Here is a 24,855-nt window from a genome sequence, read left to right as displayed (position 1 = left end):
CGTGGGTGAGCGAAGCCTTTGGCGACGCGCGGCGATCTGGCTGGTGGCTTTCTGTGCTTTCTATCTTGGCTTTGCCTACCTTGCTGCGCCGGAATTCTGGACGTGGCGGGAGCGCGGCTTCCGCACGCAGCGCTTCGAGATGGTGACGCATACGCCGCAGGGCATTCCCGGCGACCCGATCAATGCCGGACTTATCGGCACCGAGAAGGAGGTGGTCCACGCCTTTGCCGTGGCCGGCTGGGACACGGCCGACGCCGTCACGCTCAGGACAGCGGTCGACATCGGCGAGAGCGTCTTATTCTCCCGACCCTATCCCGATGCGCCGATCAGCCGCCTGCTGTTTGAAGGCCGCGCCCAGGACCTCGCTTTCGAAAAGCCCGTCGGCGACAGCGCCGACCGGCGCCACCACGTCCGCTTCTGGCAGACAAATACCGTCGGCGATGACGGCCGCCCGCTCTGGCTGGGTGCCGCCAGCTTCGACCGCGGCGTCGGCTTGAGCCACGACACCGGTGCCATCACTCACCATATCGGTGCGGACATCGATGCCGAGCGCAACTTGCTGATCGGCGACCTCAGCACCGCAGGCATGCTGACATCGACCAGCGAGATCCCGGGGATCGGCGCGACGAAAAACGGCAGGAACGGCGGCGGCGATCCCTATTTCACCGACGGTATGGCGGTGGTTGGCGTGTTGAAGCAATTGCCCTAGCGCATCCGGCATTCTCGAAGCGGCAAACGGCGCAATTCGAAAAACGCCCAACCCGCTATTTTCGAATGCACCGCAGCAATGCTATTGACGCCGCATGCTATACGTCGAAATCGCCGTTGTGGCCGCCCTCATCCTGGTGAACGGCCTTTTGGCCATGTCGGAGCTGGCTATCGTCTCGTCGCGCCCGGCCCGCCTCAAGGCGATGATCGACCGCAATGTCAGGGGTGCCGGCCGCGCGCTGGCCCTCGGCTCCAACCCCGGCAAGTTTCTGTCCTCGGTGCAGATCGGCATCACCCTGGTCGGCGTCCTTTCCGGCGCCTTTTCCGGTGCCACGCTCGGCGAGCGACTGGCTCAATACTTGGCCTCGACCGGCATCCGCGAGAACATCGCCGACCCCATCGGCGTCGGCATTGTCGTCGCGGTCATCACCTACGCCTCGCTGATCGTCGGCGAGCTCGTGCCGAAGCAGATCGCGCTCAGGGATCCTGAGCGCGTCGCAGTCCGCGCCGCGCCGGCGATGACCATTCTCGCCAAGGTATCGGCGCCGCTCGTCTTTCTGCTCGACATTTCCGGCCGCGCGGTTTTGTGGTTGCTCGGCCAGGCCGGCGAGGCGGAAGAGAAGGTCACGGACGAGGAGATCAAGATGCTGGTCGCCGAGGCCGAGCATCACGGCACCATCGAATCCGACGAGCGCCGCATGATCGCCGGCGTCATGCGCCTTGGCGACCGCGCCGTGCGCGCCGTGATGACGCCGCGCACCGAGGTCGACTGGATCAACCTGCAATCCGACGAGGCGGCCATCAAGCGGCTTCTGATGGAGAGCCAGCATTCGCGCCTGCCTGCGGGCGACGGCAATGTCGATGCCATGATAGGGGTCATCCAGACGCGCGACGTGCTGGCCGCCCTTCTTGCCGGCAGGGTGTTGGATCCGCGCCAGCATGTGCGCACCGCGCCAATCGTCCATGATCAGGCCGACGCACTCGACGTGCTGCAAAGGCTGCGGGAATCGGACGTGCCCATGGCGCTCGTCCATGACGAATACGGCCATTTCGAAGGCATCGTCACGCCGGCCGACATCCTGGAAGCGATCACCGGCGTCTTCCGCTCGGACCTCGACGCCGGCGAGGAAGAGAACGCGGTCAAACGCGAGGACGGCTCATGGCTGCTTGCCGGCTACATGCAGGCTGACGAGATGGCCGAGGTGCTGGGCATCGACTTGCCGGAGAACCGCGACTACGAGACGGTGGCCGGCTATGTGCTGTCGCATCTGCACCACCTTCCCGCTACCGGCGAATGCGTGGACGCGCAAGGCTGGCGCTTCGAGGTGGTCGACCTCGACGGCCGGCGTATCGACAAGCTGATCGCCACCCGCCTGCCCGACGGCCACCGTCCGATGGCGCGCCGATAGCGAGCCTGGATCTGCCGGGTTTTCCCAACGTCCATTCAGGCCAGTTCCTTGCGAAGAAAGACGCGGGCCTGCCGATCGAAGCCGAACGGAACGCGGCCGAACTCCACATAACCGTGGCGGATGTAGAATCCAGGCGCCTGAAAGCTGCTTGTCTCCACGACGGCGCGTCTGCAGCCCCGCGCCTTTGCCTCTTCTTCGACGGCGGCGAGCAGCTGGCCCCCGTAAGACAGACCGCGCAAATGCGCGGGCACGAAAAACATGTCCAAGAACAGAAGGCCGAGTTCGGTCCTTCCCCATAGGCCGCCCAAAGCTTTGCCCGAGCCAGCACACAATACGGCGCCTATGGGAATGCGGTCGTCCGTCCCTGTGATGGCGACGTTATAGCGGTAGAGCGCCGCGGCGGCCTCGGCTTTCGCGGCTTCGTCCGCAGACAGGATAATTGAGAATTCTTGAGTCATGCGGATTTGCACCTGCCCTGAACATGGCGAAAACGGATGAACTTCCAGCTTCGGCCGGCGTTCCGGAGAATGCTCGTCAACCTCTTCGTGTTCGGAACCTTGAAGAGAGGGTTTCCTCTTCACAAGGCGGGTTTGTCCGGGGCCGCGTGCATCGGTGCCTGCAGGACCCGTGAGCGTTTCCCGATGCTGATTGCCGGACCTCGCTTCGCTCCGATGATGTTCAATGAACCGGGTCTCGGCTTCCACGTCAGGGGCGAGCTCTACGCGGTCGACGACCGCGCCCTGGCCGGGCTTGACCGGATCGAATCCGTTGGCAAGCCCGGCAACCTGCGCGTCCCGATCGAGGTTGAGCCCATTGAAGGCGGTCCGCATGTCCTGGCGCAGGCTTACATGAAATCCCGCCGTCTCGCGGATCCCGTCCATTCGGGATATCTGGATTTCTACGACGATCGGCGTTTCAAACTTCACGCGAACGCCTAAGGTTGCGCCCGAAGGATGCCCAATTGAAATCCGACTTTCTCCAGTATGCCTGACATAAAAGCGGCAGCAGAGCGAAATCCTTGAGCGATCCTCTGTCGAACGACCGAGGCTTCCGCAAATAAAAGGGGCGGCGCAAGCGCCGCCCGTAGATGATATTTTGGGAGGATGAAGCGGCTTAAGCCGCCTGGGCTTCACTGGCGATCGCGTCGGCGGCGCGCGCCGCCTTCAGCACCTTCGCCCACCAGGCAACGTCATTGATGAGCGCCGCCGCCGCCTGGTTCAGATGTTCGATCTCTTCCAGCTTCTTGTCGCCCTGGCGGACCGCAAGGAAATCGCCCCAGGCGATGTGCACTGCCGACTTGACCGGCGCCATTTGTAGCTCGACGGCGATCAGGCGAAGCTGCTCGACGGCGCGCGCGCCGCCGACGCTGCCATAGCCGACGAAACCAGCCGGCTTCTTGTTCCATTCATTGGCGGCGTAATCGATGGCGTTCTTCAAGACGGCGGTCGGCGCGTGATTGTATTCGGCCGCGGTGAAGATGAAGCCGTCGAACTCGGCGACCTTCTTCTGCCAGCGCTGCGCCACCTCGTTCTGCGACGGCGCCCAGGCCGAGGATGCGACCTCATCGAAGAACGGCAGCGGCCAGTCGCGCAAATCAACGACTTCGACGTCGATATCGGCATGCGTCTTGGCAATCTTGGCGATCCACTGCGTCGGGACGTCGGCGAAGCGGGCGGCGCGCGTCGAACCGACGACAATGGCGATTTTGGGTTTGGACATAAGGGGGCTCTCCTTGCGGGGGAATTTCGGTATCGTTTGGATACCGGCGCTATATGTGATACTGACAAAGTGGCGCGCAAGGAGGCACATTTTTGTTACCGAGGCACCCGTACAACACTGAGGACTGCCGGGCCGTATCGGAAATCCTGCAACGGGTCGGCGACAAATGGACCGTTCTGGTGGTCGGCAAGCTGGGCGGCGGACCGATGCGCTTCAATGAATTGCGCACGGCCGTCGGCGGCATCTCACAAAAGATGCTGACCATCACCTTGCGCGGTCTGGAGCGCGACGGCTTTGTCACGCGCAAGGTTTTCCCGACCATTCCGCCGCGCGTCGATTACGAGCTGACCGAGCTCGGCCACGAGTTGCTGGTGCCGGTTGGCGCGCTCGGCGAATGGGCACGAAAGAATACCAATCGAGTACGCGCGGCGCGCGCGAAATTCGATGGCGAGCATCCCTGAAGGCCTTGAAGCGCAACGTGTTGCGAGCATCGCTCCGCAGCGTTGCTGACTGAGCAAGGAGTCTGCAGTTGTGTCTTTTTGACTTGTCGTATTCGAGGGCACATCAACCTTGATGCCCGCCCGACCCTGACGGCTTTGGTCGCGCCTGAGAGGAGCACTCAGGCTTTTGACGTGGTACTGCCACGGGGCGCCAAGGAGCAGACTGCGCACATCGCTCCCTGACTCTGGTCCGCCCCGAAACCATGCACCCACGCGGTGCGCGGGAGCTCTTTTTTCACTTCTGCATAGGCAGTTATGCCGAGCAAGCAGGTAAGTGCGAGAAGGGCTGCCACGAGCCAGCCGTTCAGCATATGTTGACGCATTGTCTTTCCTCCAGCGGCACGCACCGTCGGGCGCGGAAGCAACCATCGGATGTCGCCGGACGCACGTCCCGCGCAAGAGTTGTTACAAATTTGCCTGGCCGGAAAAGCGTTCGCCGTCAGCTTTCGGCTGGGATCGGTTTCGGCTTGCCGTCGCCGTCGAGCGCCACCATGACGAAATCGGCATGGGTGACCTTCTCCATCAGGTCGGTGAGATAGCGCTGCGCCCAGGCCTCGACCTTGAGCGTCATCGAGGTGCGGCCGACGCGCTCGACATGGGTGTAGATGCAGAGCGTGTCGCCGATCTTCATCGGCTTGGCGAAGGACATCTCCTTCACTGCCGCCGTCACCACGCGACCCTTGGCGCGCTCGGCCGCGCGGATGCCGCAGGCTAGGTCCATCTGCGCCATCACCCAGCCGCCAAAAATGTCGCCGGCGGCATTGGCATCCGACGGCATGGCGAGCGTCCTCAATGTCAGGTCGCCGAGCGGCTTTCCGTCTGCGTAGTGCACCATGAGGGGTCCTCCAGCCGCTGCTTCCTGAAGCCGTACCAACGCCATCACGATGTCGCAAGCTTTGCTGAAGGCGAAAGCGGCGCCGCCGCCCGGTCGCTTTTTTCACAAGCCATGCCGGAAGCCCCGGCGACGACGTGAGCCGGCAATGTCTAGGGTAAGCCGGATCTCGGAGCCCGCCCGCGCATCATGCAGACTTATGATTTCATTATTGTCGGTTCCGGCTCGGCCGGTTCGGTGGTCGCGGAAAGGCTCTCGGCTTCCGGCCGCTTTTCGGTACTGGTGCTGGAGGCAGGCGGAACCGACCGCCGTTTCTATGTCCAGATGCCGCTCGGCTACGGGAAGACCTTCTTCGATCCGGCCGTCAACTGGAACTACAAGGCCGATCCCGATCCTGGCCTCGGCAACAATGTCGACCACTGGCCGCGCGGCAAGCTGCTCGGCGGCTCGAGCTCGATCAACGCCATGGTCTTCATTCGCGGCGCGCGCGAGGACTTCGATGCCTGGGCCGCCGCCGGCAATGCGGGCTGGAGCTTTGACGACCTGCTCCCCGCTTTCAAAGCGTTGGAGGACAACGAGGCCGGCGCCGACCAATGGCGCGGGGTCGGCGGCCCCTTGCACATCACCGATTGCTCGAATGCGGTGCATCCGCTGACCAAGCGCTATCTGGCGGCCGCCCAGCAGGCCGGACTGCCGTTAAATCCGGATTTTAACGGCGCCTCCCAGGAGGGCGTCGGCGTCTACCAGATCACCACCAGGAACGGCCGCCGCATGTCCGCCGCCCGCGCGTTCCTGCGCCCGGCGATGAAGCGCAACAATGTGCGCGTCGAGACCAACGCGCTGGCGACGAAAATCCTGTTCGAGGGCAAGCGCGCCGTCGGCGTCGAGTACCAGCAAAACGGCGAAACCAAGAGGGTCCGCGCGGGCCGCGAGGTGATCCTCTCCGGCGGCTCGGTCAACTCGCCGCAACTGCTGCAGCTCTCTGGTGTGGGCCCGTCGGCGCTGCTCGGCGATCTCGGCATCCCGGTCGTCCACGCCAACGACAATGTCGGGGCCAACCTGCAAGACCATGTCGGCATCAACTACACCTTCAAGGGCAAGCTGCCGACGCTGAACCAGATCCTGCGGCCATGGTGGGGCAAGCCGCTGGTGGGCATGCAGTACATCCTGCTGCGTTCCGGTCCGCTGTCGTTGTCGATGAACAATGCCGGCGGTTTCTTCCGCACCGACCCGTCGATGGCGCGGCCGAACATGCAGCTCTATTTCCAGGCCTTCTCGACCGTCATCCCCAAGAGCGGCGAGCGCCCGATCCTGACTCCCGATCCGTGGCCGGGCTTCTCCATCGGCCTTTCCAATTGCCGGCCGTCGAGTCGCGGCGAGATCATGATCCGCTCGAAGGATCCGCGCGACTATCCGAAGATCACGGCGAACGCCTATTCGACCAACGCCGATGTCGACGAGATGCTGGCGGCGGTGAAGTTCGTGCGCAAGATCGCCTCGATGCCGGCGATGGCCGAGATCATCGAGGAAGAAGTTTTGCCTGGTCCGTCAATTACTTCCGATGCCGATCTGATTCAGGATTTCAGGAAGCGCTCGGGCACCGTCTACCATCCCGTCTCGACCTGTCGCATGGGTCCGGACGCTTCGCGCGCCGTCGTCGATCCCCGGCTTCGGGTGCATGGGCTCGAGGGCTTGCGTGTGATCGACGCATCGATCTTTCCCGACAACATCACGGGCAACACCAACGCCGCCGCAATCCTCACCGGATGGAAAGGCGCCGAGCGGGTTCTGGAGGATCAGAAATGAAAGTCACCGACGTCAAGACCTGGGTTGTCGGCAACCCGCCGCCCGGCATCGGCGGCAAGTATTTCATCTTCGTCAAGCTCACCACCGATGGCGGCGTGGTCGGCTATGGCGAGGCCTACAACGCCACCTTCTCGGCGCATGTCACTGCCAAGATGATCGAGGATATGGCCGAGCGCTACCTCATCGGCCGCGATCCGCACGATATCGAGAACCTCTTCCGCCGCGTCTATTCCTCTGGCTTCACCCAGCGTCCCGACGTTTCGGGGATGGGGTGCTTTTCGGCACTCGAAATGGCCTGCTGGGACATCATCGGCAAGGAGGCCGGCAAGCCGGCCTACAAGCTGCTCGGCGGCCAGGTGCACGAGACGCTGCGCTCCTACACCTATCTCTATCCGCACACCGGCAGCGTCCATTCGGAAGACGCCCGCGGCCAGAACGTCTACAACGATCCCGACATGGCCGCGGCCTGCGCTCTGGAATATGTCGAGCAGGGATTTAACGCCGTCAAGCTCGACCCGGCCGGGCCTTACACGGCCTATGACGGCCATCAGCCGCGCCTGATCGACATCGACCTCTCGGCGCGCATGATCAAGGCGATCCGCGAGGCGGTAGGCACCAGGGCGGACATCCTGTTCGGAACCCATGGCCAGTTCACCGCCTCCGGTGCGCTTCGTATGGCCCGTGCAATCGAGCCCTACGATCCGCTGTGGTTCGAGGAGCCGGTGCCGCCGGACATGCCCGAGGTGATGGCGCAGGTCGCTCGCGGCACCTCGATTCCTATCGCCACCGGCGAGCGGCTGACGACAAAATTCGAATTCGCGCGCGTCATCGAGAACCGCGCCGCGACCATCCTGCAGCCGGATCTCGGCCGCTCCGGCGGCATTCTCGAAACCAAGAAGATCGCCGCCATGGCCGAGGCCTACCACATCCAGGTGGCGCCGCATTGCTATTGCGGGCCGATCGTCGGCGCCGCCAACATCCAGCTTGCGGTGACTCTGCCCAACTTCCTCATCCTGGAATCGTTGAAGCAGTGGGACGGTTTTCACGCCACGCTGCTCAAGAAGAAGATCGAATGGCAGGATGGGAACGTCATCCCGTCGAAGGAGCCAGGCCTCGGTGTCGAGCTCAACGAGGAAGTCTGCGAGGCGCACCCCTATAGCGGCAAAGACCTGCATCTGCAGATGATGCAGACGCCGCTGATGCCGTGACGGCGCGCCTCGCCTACGCCTTCATCGGCCTTGGTCATCTCGGCGGCAACCTTGCCGCCAGCCTGCTGCGCCACGGCTTCGCTGTTGCCGTTTTCGACCGTGACCGAGCGGCGGTTGCGCGTTTGGTCGCGCTCGGCGCAACGGCGGCGGCGAGCCCGGCGGATGCCGCGACCCGCGCCGGCAATGCGATCACCTGCCTGCCCTCGCCGAAAGTGAGCGAAGCTGTGCTCGCCGGTTCTGACGGATTGCTGGACGGCCTGGCCGCCGGCGGCACCTGGATCGAAATGTCGACCAATGGCCGTGACGAGATCCTGCGGCTGGCCGCACTTGCTTCGGCGAAAGGTATCGAGACGCTGGAATGTCCGGTCACCGGCGGCGTGCACCTGGCGGCGGCAGGAAAGATCACCGCGCTGGTCGGCGGCGACGCCGCGCTCTACGAGCTCCACCGACCGGCCATCGAGGCGATGTGCGCGAAGTCGTTGCTGATGGGTCCTGTCGGCTCGGGGGCGGTGATCAAGGTCATCACCAACATGCTGGCCTTCATTCATCTGGTCGCCGCCGGCGAGGCATTGATGCTCGCCAACCAGGGCGGGCTCGACCTCGCCCAAGCCTATCACGCCATCGTCGCGTCTTCCGGCAACAGCTTCGTCCACGAGACCGAAAGCCAGCTCATCCTGAACGGCTCCTACGACATCGGCTTCACCATGGACCTGGCTTTGAAGGATCTCGGTTTCGCGTTGGGCATGGCCAGGGATTTTCGCGTGCCGCTGCAACTGGCACCACTCGTCAACCAGATTTTCGAGGTCGGCAGGCAGAAGTATGGCGGTGGCGCCTGGTCGACCCAGATCGTCAAGCTTCTGGAGGATGCGGTCGGCACGGAGCTTCGCGCGCCAGGCTTCCCGGCCAAGCTCGAACTGTAATCCTCCAAAACTTTAGCCAGCTATTTCAATCGCCTAATCACACCGGCGGAATCAAACCTTCAGGCAGGCGATTCAACACCTGAGCGTCAATGCGCCGGGCAATATCTCGAAAGTTGCCGGAATCCGACCTGGCGACTCGCCGTCTATGTCGACTAGCGCTCCGTTCTTCTCAACGTCGCCTAGCGGTTCGACCAGCACCTTGCGACCGCGCAGGATGGTGATCGCCGGATGGTTGCGGTGGCGCCCGCCATAGAGGAGACGGATGTCGCGGATCAGCCCAAGCTTGCCGGCGGCGCGCAGGATGACGACATCGAACTGGCCGTCGGACAGATCGGCGTCCGGCGCAATCATCATGCCGCCACCGAAGAATTTCCCGTTGGCTACCGCCACCAGCGCCATGCGCGCCTCGACCGGCTCGCCGTCGTCTATGGTGATCCTGACCTCCTGGAAGCGATAGCGGATGAATTCCAGCACTGTGCGCCAGAAGAAAAGCGCTTTGGCCGAGACCCTGCCCTTGCGCTTGTCCGCATTGACCGCGCGATCGGTGGCGCCGGAGAGGCCGAGGCTGGCGATGTTGATGAAGTGACGGCTGGCGAGCGCGCCGTGGTCGTCGATGTAGCAGACGCGGCCGGCATCGACCTTGCGCGCGCCGGCGCCGGCGATACGCGCCAGTGCTTCCTCGATTTCGTCGGGCAGGCCGAGCCCTCTGGCGAAATCGATACCGGTGCCGCAGGGCAAAAGGCCGAGCGCGCTGGTCCGGCCGGTCTCATGCTCTGCCTGCAGCAGCCCGTCCGCCACCTCGCTGGCGGTGCCGTCGCCGCCGGCCGCGATCACCAGATCGCACCCGCTGGCCGCGAGGTCGATTGCCAATCGCTCGGCGTCGCCGCTGGTCTGCGTCTCGCGCAGCTCGAAATCGCCGAAATGCCTCTTGAGCGATGCGGCGGCTTCGGACCAATGCCGCTTGAGCTTGCCCCCTCCCGCTATCGGATTGAGAACCACCCCGACCTTCAACCTGATCTCCCCCGAGGCATATTGCGTGGAAGCGCAAGGCGACTCGGCTGATGCAACGCCACAGCACTTTGCCGGCATTCAAACGCGGGCCGACTGGCGGGGCAAGGCTCATCGTCGAAAGGACCGCGGAAAATGGGGACAGGCTGTCTAAGGCGTTCGGCCCGCAAATTCCGAGACTTGTCGCATCGGTCCCCGATAATCCCGCTATCCACAGGTCCGCGTCTATTCCGCAAATTCCTTACCCGGCATACATTGAACCCATCTCAGGCGGCTACCGAACGCCCCGGCCGAAAGGCAGAAGCGCAAGGCGGATTTCCTGAGGCCCGTACGGCCCAGAACGAGAGCAGGTTCGCCTGCTGGAGGGACGGATGCCGAGACCTACGGGTGCCGCGGAAAGCGTGCGAACGCCGACGGCGGACCGATGCTGCCATGAAGGCGGGTGAAACCTTCGATGGTGCGCCGGCAAAGCCCGCAAGGGTGGAGATCGGCGTGGTCTGGAACGGACGCTGCCTTCGGGTGGCGACTGGCAGGACCGTCAAAATCAAGGCCGGCCTGGCGCGACGACTTTACGGAAGTTGCTGCCGTAACCGGTTCCTGATCTGACAGGGAGGCGCTGGGAGCAATCCCAGCGCCGACTGTTTTTTGGGCTGCCCCTTTCACCGGCCCTTTTCCCAGCGTCCTGCACCTCCCCAGCATCTGCCACTGATGCTTCCCCGCCACAGTCGCAAGCCAAGCAACGCGCCGACACTCTCAATTCACAATCGCGGCCAAATCCCGCCTTGTTCCCCGGCGATTGATCGCCTGGGAACGAAGTTCAAAGGGACAAGACCGTGATCAAGACCGCCCTTGTCGCCATGACCATTGTCGGCTGCGACTGCGACGCCAAGCTCTGCGAGTATATCGGCGAGACTCCCGCCAAATGGGCGACGATTGCCGACTGCGAAGCGGCGATGAAGAGCCAGATGCTGCATCAGCGCAATTTCAATTATCCGCTGGTTTCCGGCATCTGCCGCACCAAAGGGTCGGCATCGACTTCGGAGCTCGCAGCCAAAGCGTCAAGGCCGGAGCTGAGGCCGCCGAACCGCGTCGTCGAACCCATTGCCCCATTGCCGCCCGAGCTCAGCCGTCGGCCGAGCGTCCCGGTCGGCACGACGGTGACGGCGAGCGAGACGGAAGCCGCGCGGCCTGTTGCCTTCGAGGCCGCGGTCGACGGCGGCAGCGCCGTGCTCTATCGCACCAAGGCTGGTTATGCCGTGGTCAAGACCGATCTCGGCCGCGCGGCCAACGCGACGGTGGACATGGCAAAGCGATCGGCGAACTGGCTGGCGGGACTGGTGCCGAGCGGGCTGTAATCCAGCACCGGAAGCGCACGAAACCGGTATTCCAGGCACTTGAATATCAGCGCGCCTTACAGTTTGACCTTCAGCGTCTGCCAGAATTTGTCGATCATCGGTTGCTCGGTTGCGGTGTCCTGATCGCCGATGCGCGTGATGAACAGCAGCCCCTGATCGGCAAGACCGAAGCCGACGATCTCGAAATCGGCCTTGTCGGTACGCGTCTTCACCGTGGCTTTGATGCCGGTCAACTGCTTGCCGTCGGCGAGCTTGCGGGTCGTCGGCTCCTGTATCAGCGTGCCGCCCGCCTGAACCGACTCCTTGGTCATCTCTTGCAGCATCAGCTGATTGAGCGACACCGGATTCATCTTGCCGTATTCCTGCACCACGACGACGGTGCCGAGGGCCGAGGCAGCGAGGTATTGGGTGATGCTCTCGCCGAGATCCGTCTTGGTGACGGAAATGCTGCTCGGATGAACAAAGGAAAACCTGCCGCCGGACAAAGTGTCGAAGTCGTTGCGGTCGAGCCGCACCCTGGCCCTCTTACCGCCGGGCAAGGTCACGTCTGCATCCTTGCCGGGATCATCGCCGTGGCACCAAGTTTCATTCGCATGTCCTGTCCTCTCCGGCGGTCGGCGCTTTCGACTCTTTGACGACCGAGAGCGCTTCCGTTCCCGTTACCATCCGCTCGTGACGGATAGACTGACCACACCCGGCAAAAACCATAGGGGTACCGGAACGCTGCAGACGAAGGCCGCCGCTGGCGCGTCGGAACAATGCAGTGCCTGATTGATAATGCCGGCACGATGCGGGAAGATGAGCGCCTACCTGGAGTTGGGGGGCTTCATGACCTTTGCCGTTCGCGCCACACTAAGCTTGTTACTGGCACTCGCGCCCTTGCCTGTTCGAGCGCAGGACACCGATCAGGGTGACGACAAAACGGTGATGGTAGCCCCGGACGATGCCGAAATGGCGGCGGCGATTGCAAAGGCACGATCCAGCCTGGACGACTTCCTGGCTTTGTCCGACGCGCCGCCGCCGGGAACCGGCAGGTTCAAGCTGAAGGTCATGGTGGTCGACGGACATGCGACGGAGCATTTCTGGGTCATCCCCTTCAAGCGGACCGCCACCGGCTTTGTCGGCATATTGGCGAACGAGCCTAAACTCGTCCGCAACGTGGTATTCGGCCAGAACATCAAATTCTCCAAGGACGATATCTCCGACTGGGGATACACCAGGGACGGCCATCAGGTCGGCAGCTTCACCGTCTGCGTGATGTTCAAGAAAATGTCCAAGGAAGAAGCGGATTACATGCGCACCCAATACGGCTTCGACTGCTGAACTGCATCCAAGGCATTACAGCTGCCTTTGCGGCAAGCTCGCCGCGGCCAGTCGGCCCGGTCAGCAGTCGGCTGTCAGCCGGAAAAGATCGCGCTCAGGCGTTCGGTAACCTTCCGCTTCAACAATTCCTCCTTCAGCGCCTCCACCGGCACCAGCTGCTCATGGCCGGCTTTGGCGAGGCGCATGAAGAAATGCAGTTTGTAAGCGGCAATCTTGCCTCGCGCGGCTGCGTCCGTGCGGACGTCGACGACCAGGATCGAACCGATGCGGCCGGGCCATGGCTGCCTGGCAAAAGCCGTGCCGAGGAAGTCGCCAAGACCGTAGGCGACGAGCGCATCGCCGATGCGCTCGAGCGGCTGTACGACATGGGCGTGGTGGCCGGCGATCAGCCGCACGCCGTAACCCGCCAGCCGCCGCGCCAGCGCCCGCGTCGCCGGTCTCGGAAAATGCCGGAACTCCCAGTCCCAATGCGGCACCGCGCAGAGCAAGTCGACGTTCGCGAGGATCCCGAGCGGCCATTCGGCCGGATCGCCCGCCATGGAAATCCGCGCCCGAAATTCGGCCTCGTCAGCGTTGCGCCAAAGCGTGAACGCGGCGAAGCCGATCGTCAGCGGCCCGGCGGCCTGGTGTTGGACCGGGCCGCCGGCCGCGGTGCCGATGGTGCGGATGCCGAGCCGCTTCAGCGCCGCGACCGTCTCGTCGAAGCCGGCAACGCCCTGGTCGAGGATATGATTGTTGGCGAGCGACAGCACGAGCCTGTCACGGGCAATGCCGACGCCTGCCAGCGCATCCGCCAGGAAGCGTTCGCTCATCGCGTGATGCGTGCCAAGCCGCGTGCCCGCCACCGCGCTCGGCCGCTCGACGATCGGGCTTTCGCAATTGCCGACCACGAGATCGGCCGAAGCGAGCAGCGCCGCGATCGCAGGGTCGCATTCCGGCACCCGGCGATTGGCGACCGCCGACAGGTCGCCGATGAAAGCAAGCCGCACAGTTTGCGTTGGCGTCGGCACCATCAGCGTCGCTGCTGCCGCCGCGAAACCGTTTCTGTCGCCGCCTAGCGACGGCTTCAGAAAACGCGGCAGCCACGACAATTTGTAGGAAAGCGGATAATTCGACACGCGATGCCCAACCGTTTGCCATCGTGTGTAGACCGTCTTCGCGCCAGGAGAAAGCAGCAGGCGAAGCGCCGCAAATCCGTGTATTGTGGCTGGCGGGATTGGGACGGGAGGATCCATCGTGAAGCGACTGTCGGGCCTTGTGGCACTCACACTCTTGCTGCTCCTGCCCTTTGCTTACGCCAAAGCGGCTAGCCCCGACCCTGCCGCCTTGTTCGAGGCGAAAACCGTTTCCGAGCGGAACAGAGCCCTGGCGGCACTGGAGGCGGCGGCACCGAGCGATCCGGCATCGGCCTATGCCGCCGGCGCCGGCGAATTCTTTACCGCGCTGGAAATCCTGGCCAGCGGTCTGCATCGGCACGGTTTCGAGAGCCCGCAATCCTTCATGCTACCGCTGATGCGGCTGCCCGTGCCGGACAATCCCAGTCCCGAGCCGCTGACCTATGAAAAGTTCCGCGCCATCCTGATCGCTTTCCGCGACCGTCTGGAGAAATCCGCCGCCACGCTGGGCTCGGTGCCCGCCGATGCCGATATCGGCATGGTGGTCGACCTCGCTCATGCCGGTATCGATCTCAACGAGGACGGCAACATCGCGCCGGACGAAAGCATCGCCGCGATCATGGCCTCGCTCTCACGCGGCGTCGACGCGAGCGATGCCGCCCCTTCGCTTGCCTTCCGCTTCGACCGCGCCGACGGTTTCTGGCTGCAAGGTTACGCCGAGTTCCTGATGGCGCAGGCCGATTTCTGGCTGGCGCATGATTTCAGAGCCATGTTCGACGGCTCTTTCCACATGCTGTTTCCGCACGCGAAACTGCCGCTGCAGGACGCGCTGGTCCCGCCGGATGGCGGCATGAGCGGCAGCATCTTCGCCTCGGAATGGCGCTTTGCCGACTTCATCTCGCTGGTGCATCTCGTCAACTGGCCGGTGATCGAGCCGGAGCGCCGCAAGGCGGCGCGCCGTCACCTGCTGGAGATGATCCGGCTTTCGCGCGAGGACTGGAAAGCGATACGCGCCGAGACCGACAATGACCGCGAATGGCTGCCGGGACCGCAGCAGAAGGGCGTCAACCCGCTCACCGGCCTCGAGGTCGGCGAGGCGCAAGTGCAGGCATGGCTTGCCGCCCTGACCACGGCAGAGGACCTTCTCGAAGGCCGCGTGCTGCTGCCGCATTTTCGCATCATCGGCAAAGGCATCAACATGAAGCGCTTCTTCGACGAGCCGAAACCTTTCGACCTCGTCCTGTCGATCACCGGCCCGGCCATCTCGCCTTATCTCGAAAGTGGAAAAATCCTCACCAGCGACGATTTCAATCAGATTCAGCGCGAGTTCGGCGGCGCCGGCTTCCTGATATTCGCGCTGTGGTTCAACTGAAACGAAACGGCGCGTGCGCCTCCTGACAGCCTTCTGTCAGCAGGCTCGGCAGCGCGCACCCGCCATTTCACTCCGCTCTTTCCATTTCGGCCGAGTCCTCCCATATTCGGGCCATGGCCAAACGCACCGACAAGAAAACGCCCTCGCCGGCGCAAGAGGGCGCGCCGAAACGGCGCAGTCCGCTGACCGAATTCCTCGACGCCGCCGAGCCCCTGGAGCGCGGCGGCTTTGCCGAAGCGCCGCAAAGCGAGTTCTCCGGCGCGCCTCTCACCGGCTCGATCTCCGATTGGGCCGGACAGATCGAGCGCGAGGCGCAAAAGCAGCCGAAGGCCAAAGCGCCGAAGAGAATCCCCGAGCGCTCTGCTGCGCCCGGGCGCACGGCGCGCGGCACCTCGATGGGCGGCGCGGCATCGGCGAAAGAACGCGCCGCCGCCGGCCTCAACCCGGTGGCCGGCCTCGACATCAGCCTGGAGGACGCCGAGCAGGTTTCCTCGAGCGGTGTGACCGCGACCGTCGCCGCACTGTCGAGGCTCATCGAATCCGGCAATCCGCTGCACAAGGATGGCCAGCTTTGGACGCCGCACCGGCCTGCCCGTCCGGAAAAATCGGAAGGCGGCATCGCCATCAAGATGGTGTCGGATTTCGAGCCCGCCGGCGACCAGCCGACCGCCATCAAGGACCTTGTCGAGGGTGTCGAGCAAAGCGACCGCACCCAGGTGCTGCTCGGCGTGACCGGCTCCGGCAAGACCTTCACCATGGCCAAGGTGATCGAGGAAACGCAGCGCCCTGCCCTGATCCTGGCGCCGAACAAGACGCTGGCCGCGCAGCTCTATGCCGAGTTCAAGAAATTCTTCCCCGAAAACGCGGTCGAGTATTTCGTCTCCTATTACGACTACTACCAGCCGGAAGCCTACGTCCCGCGCACCGACACCTATATCGAGAAGGAATCCTCGATCAACGAGCAGATCGACCGCATGCGCCACTCGGCGACGCGCTCGCTGCTGGAGCGTGATGACGTCATCATCGTCGCCTCCGTCTCCTGCATCTACGGTATCGGCTCGGTCGAGACCTACACGGCGATGACCTTCCAGATGCAGGTCGGTGACCGGCTCGACCAGCGCGCCTTGCTTGCCGACCTCGTCGCCCAGCAATACAAGCGCCAGGACATCAACTTCGTGCGCGGCTCGTTCCGCGTGCGCGGCGACACGATCGAGATCTTTCCGGCCCACCTCGAAGACCGCGCCTGGCGCATCTCGATGTTCGGCGACGAGATCGAGGCGATCACCGAGTTCGATCCGCTGACCGGCCAGAAGACCGGCGAGTTGAAGAGCGTCAAGATCTACGCCAATTCGCACTATGTGACGCCGCGGCCGACCTTGAATCAGGCTATCAAGTCGATCAAGGAAGAGCTGCAATACCGCCTGCAAGAGCTTGAAAAGGCTGGCCGTCTGCTTGAAGCGCAACGTCTCGAGCAGCGCACGCGCTTCGACCTCGAGATGCTCGAAGCGACCGGTTCCTGCGCCGGCATCGAGAATTATTCGCGCTATCTCACCGGTCGCCAGCCGGGCGAGCCGCCGCCGACCCTGTTCGAATATGTGCCGGACAATGCGCTGATCTTCATCGACGAGAGCCACGTCACAGTGCCGCAGATCGGCGGCATGTATCGCGGCGACTTCCGCCGCAAGGCGACGCTGGCCGAGTATGGCTTCCGCCTGCCCTCCTGCATGGACAACCGGCCGCTGCGCTTCGAGGAATGGGACGCCATGCGCCCGCTGTCGATCGCCGTCTCGGCGACGCCGGGCGGCTGGGAGCTCGACCAGTCCGGCGGCGTCTTCGCCGAGCAGGTCATCCGCCCGACCGGCCTGATCGACCCGCCGGTCGAGGTGCGCCCCGCCAAGAGCCAGGTCGACGATGTCGTCGGCGAAATCCGTGAGACGACCAGGCTGGGCTACCGTACGCTGGTCACGGTTCTCACCAAGCGCATGGCCGAAGACCTCACCGAATACCTGCATGAGAACGGCATTCGAGTCCGCTACATGCACTCCGATATCGACACGCTGGAGCGCATCGAGATCCTGCGCGACCTGCGCCTCGGCGCCTTCGACGTGCTGGTCGGCATCAACCTGCTCCGCGAAGGCCTCGACATTCCCGAATGCGGCTTCGTCGCCATCCTCGATGCCGACAAGGAAGGTTTCCTTCGTTCGGAAACCTCGCTGATCCAGACCATCGGCCGCGCCGCCCGCAACGTCGACGGCAAGGTCATCCTCTACGCCGACCAGATCACCGGCTCGATGGAACGGGCGATGGCGGAGACCAACCGCCGCCGCGAGAAGCAGATGGAGTGGAACGCGGCCAACGGCATCACGCCGGAATCGGTCAAGTCGCGCATCGCCGACATCCTCGACTCCGTCTACGAGAAGGATCACGTGCGCGCCGACATCTCGCAGTTCACCGACGATGCCGGCGCCATGATCGGCAACAATCTGAAAACCCATCTCGAGGCGCTGGACAAGCAGATGCGCGATGCCGCCGCCAATCTCGACTTCGAGAAGGCCGCCCGCATCCGCGACGAGATCAAGCGGCTGCGCGAAATGGAGCTGTCCATCTCGGACGATCCGCTCGCCCGCTACGCCGACATGGAAAGCCCGGTTTCCGGCCGCGAGAAAGGCAGGCACAACAAGGGACGTGCGGTGCACCGCACCGTCGATGACGACGGCAAGGGCCTGTTCCGCAAGCCGGATCTCGATGAGATGGGCGCGGACGGCGCGGTGCCGGTGAAGAAGCCTCTTTTCGCCAAGCCCTCGATCGACGACATGGGACCGGGCACCGATATGGCAACACCCGCTGGCGCGGTCTCGCGCTCGCTGTTCAAGAAGCAGTCGGCGCAGGAAGCGCATGGCTCCGACTTCGGCATCCCGGGCGATCGCACCGGGTCGCTGTTCCGCAAGAACTCGCTCGACGAGATGACGGTGCGCCGGACCGAAAAACCCGTCGAAGGAACGGTGCCTACGAAGCCACGGCCAATCTCCCCCTTGTGGGGGAGATGTCCGGCAGGACAGAGGGGGGCGCGAAGGAACGCGACGATAAACCCATCGTCCGCCAGCGCTCTGGCATCGGCTCTTACGAAGCCCCAGCCGATGAGCGCCGTCAAAAGCGCCGGCCGAGCAAGACTGGGCGGCCGGGGCATTGATTTTCTGAAGAGATTGATATGTTAACATGCCGGCGGGACAGCGCTCTGTCCTGCCGGACATCTCGCCCACAATGGGCCCACAAGAGGGGAGATCGGTAGTTTCAGCGCCCCCGCTCTGACCTGCCGCCCCTTGCCATGCCCCCTCCCCAGGTGTACCAGTTTCCCCAACTCGAACATCTGGAAAAGAGGGCTGCGTGTCTATCGATCACCACCGTCAGCGCGGCCCTGTCTGTGCCCTGCGAGCTTGCTTGCAGGGCTGACCAGGACGGTCCGGGAATTTTCCCCCGCTTCGATTTTTGGTCTGCCCTTCGTGGTGCCGCTGATCTCGGCCTGATGGCCTACCGGCGCACCGTCAAAGTGCATTGAGCCGGGCTCCGGCAAGACCAGAGAAATCGACATGGCCCTGATCAGCCTCAAATCCCTCGGCGTCACCATGAGTGCGCCGCTCTTCTCCAACCTCGACCTCATCATCGGTGCCGGCGACCGGCTGGGCATCGTCGCGGCTAACGGCCGTGGCAAATCCACCCTGCTCAGATGCCTGGCCGGCGAGCTGGACGCCACGACCGGCGATATCACCCGGACGCGCGGCTTGCGCGTCGGCCATGTCGAGCAATCCGTCCCCGGCGCGTTGCTCGACCGCAGCTTCCATCAGGTGGTTGCCGATGTCTTGCCGCCTGAGCAGCTTGGCAGCGAGCTTTGGCGCGTCGACGTGGTGCTGGATTCGCTCGATGTGCCCGAGGAAATGCGCGACAGGCCGATGCGGGCCTTGAGCGGCGGCTGGCAAAGGCTGGCGCTGATCGCCCGCGTCTGGGTCACCGACCCGGACGTGCTTCTGCTCGACGAGCCGACCAACCATCTCGACCTCGCCAGGATCGGCCAGCTCGAAACCTGGCTCAACGCGCTGCCACGCGAGGTCCCGGTGATCATCGCCAGCCACGACCGCGCCTTTCTCGACGCCACCACCAACCGCACGCTCTTCCTGCGCCCGGAAGAATCGCCGGTGTTTTCGCTGCCCTATTCGCGCGCCCGGCAGGCGCTCGACGAGGTCGACGCCTCGACGGCGCGGCGGTTCGAGCGCGACATGAAGGTCGCACAGCAGTTGCGCCGGCAGGCAGCCAAGCTCAACAACATCGGCATCAATTCCGGCAGCGACCCGCTGACGGTCAAAACCAAGCAGCTCAGGGAGCGGGCCGAAAGGCTGGAAGATGCAGCCGTGGCAGCGCATCGCGAGCGTTCGGCCGGCGCGATCCGATTGGCCAACCGTGGCACCCACGCCAAGGTGCTGATCACGCTCGACGACCCGGCGGTCGAAACGCCCGACGGCACGCTGCTGTTCAGGACCGGCAAGCGCCATATCTGCCAAGGCGACCGCATCGTGCTGCTCGGCCGCAACGGTGTCGGCAAATCGCGCTTCATTGCGATGATCCGCGCCGCCATCGCCGAACCGGGGTCGGAAGACAGCATCAAGGTGACACCGTCGACCGCGCTCGGCTACAGCGACCAGGCTCTGTCCGGCATCGGCGGCGGCGACACCCCACTGGCGATGGTCTCGCACCGCTTCGAAATCGGCGAGCAGCGGGCGCGCTCGCTTCTCGCCGGCGCCGGCGTCGCCATCGAGATGCAGGAGAAAAGGATCGCCGCGTTGTCGGGCGGACAGCGGTCGAGGCTGATGTTGCTGGTGCTGCGGCTCCTCAACCCCAATTTCTACCTCCTCGACGAGCCGACCAATCACCTCGACATTGACGGCCAGGAAGCGCTGGAGGACGAGTTGCTGAAGCATCAGGCAAGCTGCCTGCTCGCCTCGCACGACCGCTCCTTCATCCGCGCGATCGGCAACCGGTTCTGGCTGATCGAGAAGCGGCGGCTGACCGAAGTCGACAGTCCGGAAGGGTTCTTCCGCTCGGTGGCCGCGACGGAGCGGTGATAGCCACGACAAGGCCAGCCTATACGGGGGGGCCGGCCTATACGGGCCGGCTTTCCGGGCGCGCATGAAAAATTCGGGCGACCTGTCGGATTGCGCAGCATTCCTCGTCCTTGGGATGCCGACGCGATGCTGACGGCACCAACCAGGGAGAGTTTATCATGTCCATCTTGTCATCCATCAGCCGCATCGCCAGCCAATATGCGGCGGCGCGCGCCCGCTACCGCAGCGAGCGCATTCTGCTTTCACTGCCGGCCGACCTGCGCAAGGACATCGGGTTTCCGGAAATTCTCGACACGCGGAACAGCCGCCGAACGGCCACCTTCTCGACCGACGTCATTTGAAAGTGACCAACGGGTTCATGCGACGGTCATCGGCTTCGCCGGTTGCCCGGCCGGTCCGGGCCCGGCCCCGCTAAAAAAATTCCGCTGCCCGTGTAGGATTGCTGTCGCCTCGTCCGTCTTTTGATCGCAACGCCCAATCAACCCGTGAAGAGGAACACGTGAAATGACAGTCCAGAACCCGCCCCGCGCCAAAGTTCTTGGCGGATTGACCCCCTATCTGCAGGTCGACGGCGCCATCAAGGCGGCCGAGTTCTACAAGAAGGCTTTCGGGGCCGAGGAAGTCTTTGCCTATCCGCCGGACGACAAGGGCCGCACCATGCATATCCATCTCTATGTCAACGGCTCGACGCTCATGCTGGGCGACGCCTATCCCGAGCACGGCCATCCGCATCAGGCGGCGCAGGGTTATACGCTCCAGCTCCATCTCGGTAGTGACGACGTCGAAGCCTGGTGGAAGCGCGCGGTAGACGCCGGCTGCGAAGTCGTCACGCCCCTCCAGGTAATGTTCTGGGGCGACCGCTGGGGCCAGGTGAAGGATCCCTTCGGCGTCGCCTGGGCGATGAACGCGCCGGTAAAATAGGTTTCCCAGCGAGCAAGCGTCGGCCGCCAATCCCAGGGCTGACGCGCTCACCCGCGCCGGGTCGTATCCCCGCCGGCCCGGCGCTCGTTTTCAGCGAAGGAGCTTACCCATGTCCTATGTCGATGGTTTCGTGCTTGCCGTGCCGAAGGCAAATCTCGATGACTACAAGAAAATGGCTGCGAATGCCGGCGCCGTCTGGAAGGAGCACGGCGCGCTCGCCTATGTCGAATGCATCGGCGACGACGTGCCCTATGGCGAACTGACCTCGTTCCCGCGCGCCGTGCAGGCGAAGGACGACGAAGTCGTCATCTTTGCCTGGGTCGTTTACGAATCCAGGCAGAGCCGCGACGCGGTCATGGCGAAAGTGATGGCCGACGAACGTCTCAAGATGGACTGGTCGACAATGCCCTTCGACGGGAAGCGCATGATCTTCGGCGGCTTCCAGCCATTTATCGAGGTTTGAGCACAGCCGATTCGGTCCTCATCCAGGGCGGAGCAGGAACGGAGCTCCTGCTTCCCCCTCGAATGACGAGGTTGCGAGGCAGCGGCTAATCTCACAGGCCTGCGATGGCTGAGAGCAAGCGGCCTACCATCCAACCCGGCCCTATCCGTTCTGGAGCTTGACGAGCAGCGGCTTCAGCCGCTCCCCATAACGCTTCCACAGGTCGACCGAGCCCTGATACATCGGCTGGCGCACCTGCGCGGCCGACGCCGTGCGCACCGGCCGGTCGGTCTCGTGGAACGCCAGCACCTTGTCGTCCCAAGGCAGGCCGAGATGCGCCATCAGCGCCCGCGTCTGGCCTTCCTGATCGGCGACGAAATCCTCGTAGCGGACGTCGTGGACGACGCCGGGCAGAACTTTGTGCCAATGCGCCATGATATCGGTGTAGAGGTTATGGAAATCGGCGAGCTCGCCGAGATCGTAGCCGTAACGATGGCTGTCGCCGCGGAAATGCACTTTGAAGATCGACAGGCACGTGGCCGCGGCGTCGCGCGCGCAATGCACGATCTTCGCCTTCGGCAGCATCATGTGCAGGAAGCCGACCAGCAGGAAGTTGCCCGGCATCTTGTCGGTGACATGGCGGAAGCCCGGATACCGGGCATGCAGCATGTCGATATAGGCCTGCCCGGCTTCGGCAAAGGCCTTGTCCGGCATGTCGGCTATCCCTGAGGGAAAACCGCCCGGCATGCTCATCGGAAACTGCTTGCCGACGACCGACTTCAGGATGCTGAGCTCGCCCGCGCCAAAGACCTGCGGATGGCTGGCTATGATCTGCTCGACCAGCGTCGTGCCGGAACGCGGCATGCCGACGACGAAGATCGGCGTGTCGTCGGAAATGTCGCTCGGCCTGTGCTTTTCGAAGAAGGCCTTGTCGAAGGCCGACTTCATCGCTTCGAACTCGTCGCGCGTTCTCACCGGGTCGTAGTCGATGCCCTTGCGGCGGATCGCATTGCCCTCGGCGAAATAGTCGAAGGCGCGGCCATAATCCTTCAGATCGTCATTGGCCTTGCCGAGGCCGAAGGAAAGCTGCATGCGCGCAAGGCTGTCCTGCGGCGCCTTGGCGTGCTCGGCCTCCATGCCGGCAAGCTCGGCGTCGCGCTCTGTCTGGCGCTTGACCTGGGTCAGCAGAAGCCAGGCTTTCGCCATCGCCGGAGCGATCGCCACCGCCTGGCGGGCAAGATCGGCGGCCTCGGCGAGCTTGCCCTTCTCCATCAGGGCGACGCCCAGTCCGTAGAGCAGCTCGGCATCCTTGGGCCGGATCGACAGCGACTCGCGGAAGAGCGCAATCGCCTCGTCGAGCCGCCCGGCTTCCTGCAGCGTTTCGGCAAGGCCGATGCGGGCGCGGACATGGAACGGGTTGCGGCCGATCGTGCCGCGATAGATCTCCTCAGCGCCATCGAACTGGCCGAGCTGCTTCAGCGACGAGCCGAGATTGTCGCGTGCCGCGAGTTGGTCCGGGCGGATGTCCACCGCGCCACGGAAGAAATCGACGGCGGCGGCAACTCGGCCGAGGTCGCGCATCACCGTGCCCATGTTGTTGAGGAAATCGGCATTTTGGGGCTGCAGCGTGACCGACTGCTCGATGAAGTCCAGCCCTTCCTCGCTGCGACCGGTCTGGTGCAGGAGGAGCCCGAGGAAATGCAGCGCGGCGGCATGATTAGGCTGCTGCCCCAGCACCTGCCGGTAAAGCGACTCCGCCTCCTGCCGGCGTCCTGCCTGATGCAGCTGCAGCGCCCGTTGCACATAGGGATCGAGGGGGCTCGCCGATCCTGGCTTGCCGCCCGCGTTTGCCGCTCTTCTCTGATCTCTGTTAATGGGAAACCTGCCGTGTTTGTCCGCCCGCCGGACCTAAGCCAAGCGGGCGGCAGATGCAAGTGTGTGGGCAGCGCTCTGACGACTTGCCCGCAATGCCGCTAGCAAGGCCCGTCGCCGATGATGCGATAGTCCGCCGCGCGAGCCTCGCACGCATTCGGGAAAGTGCGCACCTCGCCGTAGCGTCTGGCGCAGACCGGCGCGTATTCGCGGGTGCAGAAGGTTTGCTCGCCGCCACCGCCGCCATCCCGGCAAGGCCCGTCACGCACGATACGATACCCTGCCCGCTCCGCCAGGCAGGCATTGGCGAAGGTCTGGCGGTCGCCGCCGCGTCTTGCGCACACTGGTTCGTATTGCATCGTGCAGAGCTGCGGATGCGGCCTCGGCGGACGCGGACGCGGTCCTTCGTCGACGACCACGGTACAGGCCGCCAGCAATGCCGACAGTAGCAGGGCGACAAGGCCCTGCCGGGAAACGATTGCCGCAAGAAATCGCATAGGTCCCTCTCCTATCTGGCTCAGGCGCGATCGCGCCAGCTCGCGCAATTCCTCGCCATTTTGGGATCGAACGCAACCCCGGCTTGTGCTTTGCCCGGGGCGAAATTTATCGCCGGTCGGCTTTTCGCACTGGCCCATGCCCGGCTTTTCACTGGCCGATGACCGGTCATGGCGCCGGGTCTATCGATGGCCTCGCGTTGGGCGCGCCGAGGGCGGCCCGCGGTGCTGTCTTGCAACCATCACATTTCCGTGTAATAAATTTGGTGTTCGGGCATTTGCGACCCGGAGAGCGGCACGTTTTGGACGACCTTTCCCCGATAGTGTGAATCTCTGACGGCCCCGTTTTTCGGCGGGGGCTTTGACCATGCGCGAATGCATGACTGCCGAAGCAACACCGGGATCAGCCCAAGGAAGCGGGCGAGCCCACGAGACTGATACGGGTGAAGGAGTTTCCCCCATGGCCCAGACCGGCACCGTAAAGTTCTTCAACGCCACCAAAGGCTTCGGCTTCATCACGCCTGACGGCGGCGCCAAGGACGTGTTCGTCCACATCTCCGCGATCGAGGCCTCCGGCCTGCGCACGCTCGTCGATGGCCAGAAGGTCACCTTCGACGTCGAGCCTGACCGCATGGGCAAGGGTCCGAAGGCGGTCAACCTCCGCGCCGCCTGAGCGGGCGACGCTGCCTGTCTTCCGCTGATGAACGGCGCGGCGGGATCATGAATCGGCTTCGCAG

General features: G+C 63.9%; 23 protein-coding genes and 1 pseudogene. 16 read left to right on the top strand and 8 right to left on the bottom strand.

From position 1 onward, the window contains the following. The first annotated feature begins 1 nt into the window (after position 1). Complete coding sequence (locus EJ078_RS21570) at positions 2 to 709, top strand: LssY C-terminal domain-containing protein (RefSeq protein ID WP_127403975.1); 708 nt, start codon at positions 2 to 4, stop codon at positions 707 to 709. 94 nt (positions 710 to 803) lie between these two features. After that, positions 804 to 2,117 (top strand): hemolysin family protein, encoded by a 1,314-nt coding sequence (locus tag EJ078_RS21565; protein ID WP_127217375.1) that lies wholly within the window; start codon positions 804 to 806, stop codon positions 2,115 to 2,117. A 35-nt stretch (positions 2,118 to 2,152) separates the two neighbouring features. Here the strand turns inward: EJ078_RS21565 and EJ078_RS30735 are convergent, their stop codons facing one another. Beyond that, entirely contained in the window at positions 2,153 to 2,575 is a 423-nt protein-coding gene (locus tag EJ078_RS30735; protein WP_095801643.1) for a GNAT family N-acetyltransferase, read from the bottom strand. A gap of 36 nt (positions 2,576 to 2,611) precedes the next feature. Between EJ078_RS30735 and EJ078_RS21555 the strand changes: the two genes are divergently transcribed. After that, entirely contained in the window at positions 2,612 to 3,055 is a 444-nt protein-coding gene (locus tag EJ078_RS21555; protein WP_095801644.1) for a gamma-glutamylcyclotransferase family protein, read from the top strand. Positions 3,056 to 3,230: 175 nt separating this feature from the next. On the opposite strand, the gene EJ078_RS21550 is transcribed toward EJ078_RS21555, so the two are convergent. Continuing rightward, the gene (locus EJ078_RS21550) at positions 3,231 to 3,836 is read right to left on the bottom strand and encodes an NADPH-dependent FMN reductase (protein ID WP_067326641.1); all 606 of its coding nucleotides are present in this window, start codon (positions 3,834 to 3,836) and stop codon (positions 3,231 to 3,233) included. Between the two features lie 92 nt (positions 3,837 to 3,928). On the opposite strand from EJ078_RS21550, the gene EJ078_RS21545 reads away from it, so the two are divergent. After that, on the top strand, positions 3,929 to 4,297 hold the full coding sequence (locus EJ078_RS21545; protein WP_066994462.1) for a helix-turn-helix domain-containing protein: 369 nt from the start codon (positions 3,929 to 3,931) through the stop codon (positions 4,295 to 4,297). Positions 4,298 to 4,775: 478 nt separating this feature from the next. On the opposite strand, the gene EJ078_RS21540 is transcribed toward EJ078_RS21545, so the two are convergent. Beyond that, entirely contained in the window at positions 4,776 to 5,171 is a 396-nt protein-coding gene (locus tag EJ078_RS21540) for an acyl-CoA thioesterase (protein ID WP_067326635.1), read from the bottom strand. 186 nt (positions 5,172 to 5,357) lie between these two features. Here EJ078_RS21540 and EJ078_RS21535 point away from each other — a divergent pair, with 186 nt between their 5' ends. From EJ078_RS21535 to EJ078_RS21525, 3 genes are read left to right on the top strand one after another with little or no spacing between them, the layout of a single operon-like run. Next, positions 5,358 to 6,974: a GMC family oxidoreductase N-terminal domain-containing protein gene (locus EJ078_RS21535; RefSeq protein ID WP_127403974.1), complete on the top strand. Its 1,617-nt coding sequence runs from the start codon at positions 5,358 to 5,360 to the stop codon at positions 6,972 to 6,974. Beyond that, positions 6,971 to 8,182 (top strand): mandelate racemase/muconate lactonizing enzyme family protein, encoded by a 1,212-nt coding sequence (locus EJ078_RS21530; protein ID WP_127215776.1) that lies wholly within the window; start codon positions 6,971 to 6,973, stop codon positions 8,180 to 8,182. Before EJ078_RS21535 ends, EJ078_RS21530 begins: the two co-directional genes overlap by 4 nt. Continuing rightward, positions 8,179 to 9,102, top strand: coding sequence for an NAD(P)-dependent oxidoreductase (locus tag EJ078_RS21525; protein ID WP_208720806.1), 924 nt, complete (start codon positions 8,179 to 8,181; stop codon positions 9,100 to 9,102). The genes EJ078_RS21530 and EJ078_RS21525 overlap by 4 nt, the downstream gene beginning before the upstream one ends. Before the next feature lie 72 nt (positions 9,103 to 9,174). Here EJ078_RS21525 and EJ078_RS21520 read toward each other — a convergent pair whose 3' ends face one another. After that, a complete protein-coding gene (locus tag EJ078_RS21520) occupies positions 9,175 to 10,113 on the bottom strand; it encodes a diacylglycerol kinase family protein (RefSeq protein ID WP_066994447.1) in 939 nt (312 codons plus the stop codon). Positions 10,114 to 10,943: 830 nt separating this feature from the next. On the opposite strand from EJ078_RS21520, the gene EJ078_RS21515 reads away from it, so the two are divergent. Continuing rightward, positions 10,944 to 11,465 carry a hypothetical protein gene (locus EJ078_RS21515; RefSeq protein WP_095826559.1) on the top strand — a complete coding sequence of 174 codons (522 nt, stop codon included), beginning with the start codon at positions 10,944 to 10,946 and terminating at the stop codon, positions 11,463 to 11,465. Between the two features lie 56 nt (positions 11,466 to 11,521). On the opposite strand, the gene EJ078_RS21510 is transcribed toward EJ078_RS21515, so the two are convergent. Beyond that, positions 11,522 to 12,010, bottom strand: coding sequence for a hypothetical protein (locus tag EJ078_RS21510; RefSeq protein WP_245457075.1), 489 nt, complete (start codon positions 12,008 to 12,010; stop codon positions 11,522 to 11,524). 253 nt (positions 12,011 to 12,263) lie between these two features. On the opposite strand from EJ078_RS21510, the gene EJ078_RS21505 reads away from it, so the two are divergent. Continuing rightward, a complete protein-coding gene (locus EJ078_RS21505; RefSeq protein ID WP_306462704.1) occupies positions 12,264 to 12,788 on the top strand; it encodes a DUF2314 domain-containing protein in 525 nt (174 codons plus the stop codon). Between the two features lie 74 nt (positions 12,789 to 12,862). On the opposite strand, the gene EJ078_RS21500 is transcribed toward EJ078_RS21505, so the two are convergent. After that, the gene (locus EJ078_RS21500; RefSeq protein WP_127215779.1) at positions 12,863 to 13,906 is read right to left on the bottom strand and encodes a CapA family protein; all 1,044 of its coding nucleotides are present in this window, start codon (positions 13,904 to 13,906) and stop codon (positions 12,863 to 12,865) included. A 118-nt stretch (positions 13,907 to 14,024) separates the two neighbouring features. On the opposite strand from EJ078_RS21500, the gene EJ078_RS21495 reads away from it, so the two are divergent. The 6 genes and pseudogenes from EJ078_RS21495 (at position 14,025) to EJ078_RS21470 (ending at position 21,773) form a co-directional block, all read left to right on the top strand. Next, positions 14,025 to 15,275 (top strand): hypothetical protein, encoded by a 1,251-nt coding sequence (locus EJ078_RS21495; protein WP_127215780.1) that lies wholly within the window; start codon positions 14,025 to 14,027, stop codon positions 15,273 to 15,275. Positions 15,276 to 15,388: 113 nt separating this feature from the next. After that, positions 15,389 to 18,465 (top strand): annotated as a pseudogene (gene uvrB / locus EJ078_RS21490) (excinuclease ABC subunit UvrB). A gap of 397 nt (positions 18,466 to 18,862) precedes the next feature. Then, positions 18,863 to 20,389, top strand: coding sequence for an ABC-F family ATP-binding cassette domain-containing protein (locus EJ078_RS21485; RefSeq protein ID WP_208720805.1), 1,527 nt, complete (start codon positions 18,863 to 18,865; stop codon positions 20,387 to 20,389). A 158-nt stretch (positions 20,390 to 20,547) separates the two neighbouring features. Beyond that, positions 20,548 to 20,730, top strand: coding sequence for a hypothetical protein (locus EJ078_RS21480; protein ID WP_095801654.1), 183 nt, complete (start codon positions 20,548 to 20,550; stop codon positions 20,728 to 20,730). A gap of 163 nt (positions 20,731 to 20,893) precedes the next feature. Next, positions 20,894 to 21,310 carry a glyoxalase/bleomycin resistance/extradiol dioxygenase family protein gene (locus EJ078_RS21475; RefSeq protein WP_127216939.1) on the top strand — a complete coding sequence of 139 codons (417 nt, stop codon included), beginning with the start codon at positions 20,894 to 20,896 and terminating at the stop codon, positions 21,308 to 21,310. A gap of 109 nt (positions 21,311 to 21,419) precedes the next feature. Then, the gene (locus tag EJ078_RS21470) at positions 21,420 to 21,773 is read left to right on the top strand and encodes a DUF1428 family protein (RefSeq protein ID WP_067326604.1); all 354 of its coding nucleotides are present in this window, start codon (positions 21,420 to 21,422) and stop codon (positions 21,771 to 21,773) included. Between the two features lie 141 nt (positions 21,774 to 21,914). On the opposite strand, the gene EJ078_RS21465 is transcribed toward EJ078_RS21470, so the two are convergent. Then, entirely contained in the window at positions 21,915 to 23,555 is a 1,641-nt protein-coding gene (locus EJ078_RS21465) for a tetratricopeptide repeat-containing sulfotransferase family protein (RefSeq protein WP_127216938.1), read from the bottom strand. 170 nt (positions 23,556 to 23,725) lie between these two features. Further along, positions 23,726 to 24,121, bottom strand: coding sequence for a Kazal-type serine protease inhibitor domain-containing protein (locus EJ078_RS21460; protein WP_066994414.1), 396 nt, complete (start codon positions 24,119 to 24,121; stop codon positions 23,726 to 23,728). A 457-nt stretch (positions 24,122 to 24,578) separates the two neighbouring features. Between EJ078_RS21460 and EJ078_RS21455 the strand changes: the two genes are divergently transcribed. Further along, positions 24,579 to 24,791, top strand: coding sequence for a cold-shock protein (locus EJ078_RS21455; RefSeq protein WP_006202520.1), 213 nt, complete (start codon positions 24,579 to 24,581; stop codon positions 24,789 to 24,791). The last annotated feature ends 64 nt before the right edge of the window (positions 24,792 to 24,855 follow it).

The organism is Mesorhizobium sp. M1A.F.Ca.IN.022.06.1.1, assembly GCF_003952605.1.
Lineage (GTDB): Bacteria > Pseudomonadota > Alphaproteobacteria > Rhizobiales > Rhizobiaceae > Mesorhizobium.
Note: the sequence above shows the minus strand (reverse complement) of the source record. Positions and strands in the feature narration are given on the sequence as shown.

Bases quoted from the DNA above. Each gene is read 5' to 3' on its own strand.
- EJ078_RS21470 (WP_067326604.1), top strand. From the start codon at position 21,420: ATGTCCTATGTCGATGGTTTCGTGCTTGCCGTGCCGAAGGCAAATCTC.
- EJ078_RS21455 (WP_006202520.1), top strand. From the start codon at position 24,579: ATGGCCCAGACCGGCACCGTAAAGTTCTTCAACGCCACCAAAGGCTTC.
- EJ078_RS21565 (WP_127217375.1), top strand. From the start codon at position 804: ATGCTATACGTCGAAATCGCCGTTGTGGCCGCCCTCATCCTGGTGAAC.
- EJ078_RS21555 (WP_095801644.1), top strand. From the start codon at position 2,612: ATGAACTTCCAGCTTCGGCCGGCGTTCCGGAGAATGCTCGTCAACCTC.
- EJ078_RS21485 (WP_208720805.1), top strand. From the start codon at position 18,863: ATGGCCCTGATCAGCCTCAAATCCCTCGGCGTCACCATGAGTGCGCCG.
- EJ078_RS21540 (WP_067326635.1), bottom strand. From the start codon at position 5,171: ATGGTGCACTACGCAGACGGAAAGCCGCTCGGCGACCTGACATTGAGG.
- EJ078_RS21535 (WP_127403974.1), top strand. From the start codon at position 5,358: ATGCAGACTTATGATTTCATTATTGTCGGTTCCGGCTCGGCCGGTTCG.
- EJ078_RS21505 (WP_306462704.1), top strand. From the start codon at position 12,264: ATGAGCGCCTACCTGGAGTTGGGGGGCTTCATGACCTTTGCCGTTCGC.
- EJ078_RS21530 (WP_127215776.1), top strand. From the start codon at position 6,971: ATGAAAGTCACCGACGTCAAGACCTGGGTTGTCGGCAACCCGCCGCCC.
- EJ078_RS21550 (WP_067326641.1), bottom strand. From the start codon at position 3,836: ATGTCCAAACCCAAAATCGCCATTGTCGTCGGTTCGACGCGCGCCGCC.
- EJ078_RS21480 (WP_095801654.1), top strand. From the start codon at position 20,548: ATGTCCATCTTGTCATCCATCAGCCGCATCGCCAGCCAATATGCGGCG.
- EJ078_RS30735 (WP_095801643.1), bottom strand. From the start codon at position 2,575: ATGACTCAAGAATTCTCAATTATCCTGTCTGCGGACGAAGCCGCGAAA.
- EJ078_RS21475 (WP_127216939.1), top strand. From the start codon at position 20,894: ATGACAGTCCAGAACCCGCCCCGCGCCAAAGTTCTTGGCGGATTGACC.
- EJ078_RS21460 (WP_066994414.1), bottom strand. From the start codon at position 24,121: ATGCGATTTCTTGCGGCAATCGTTTCCCGGCAGGGCCTTGTCGCCCTG.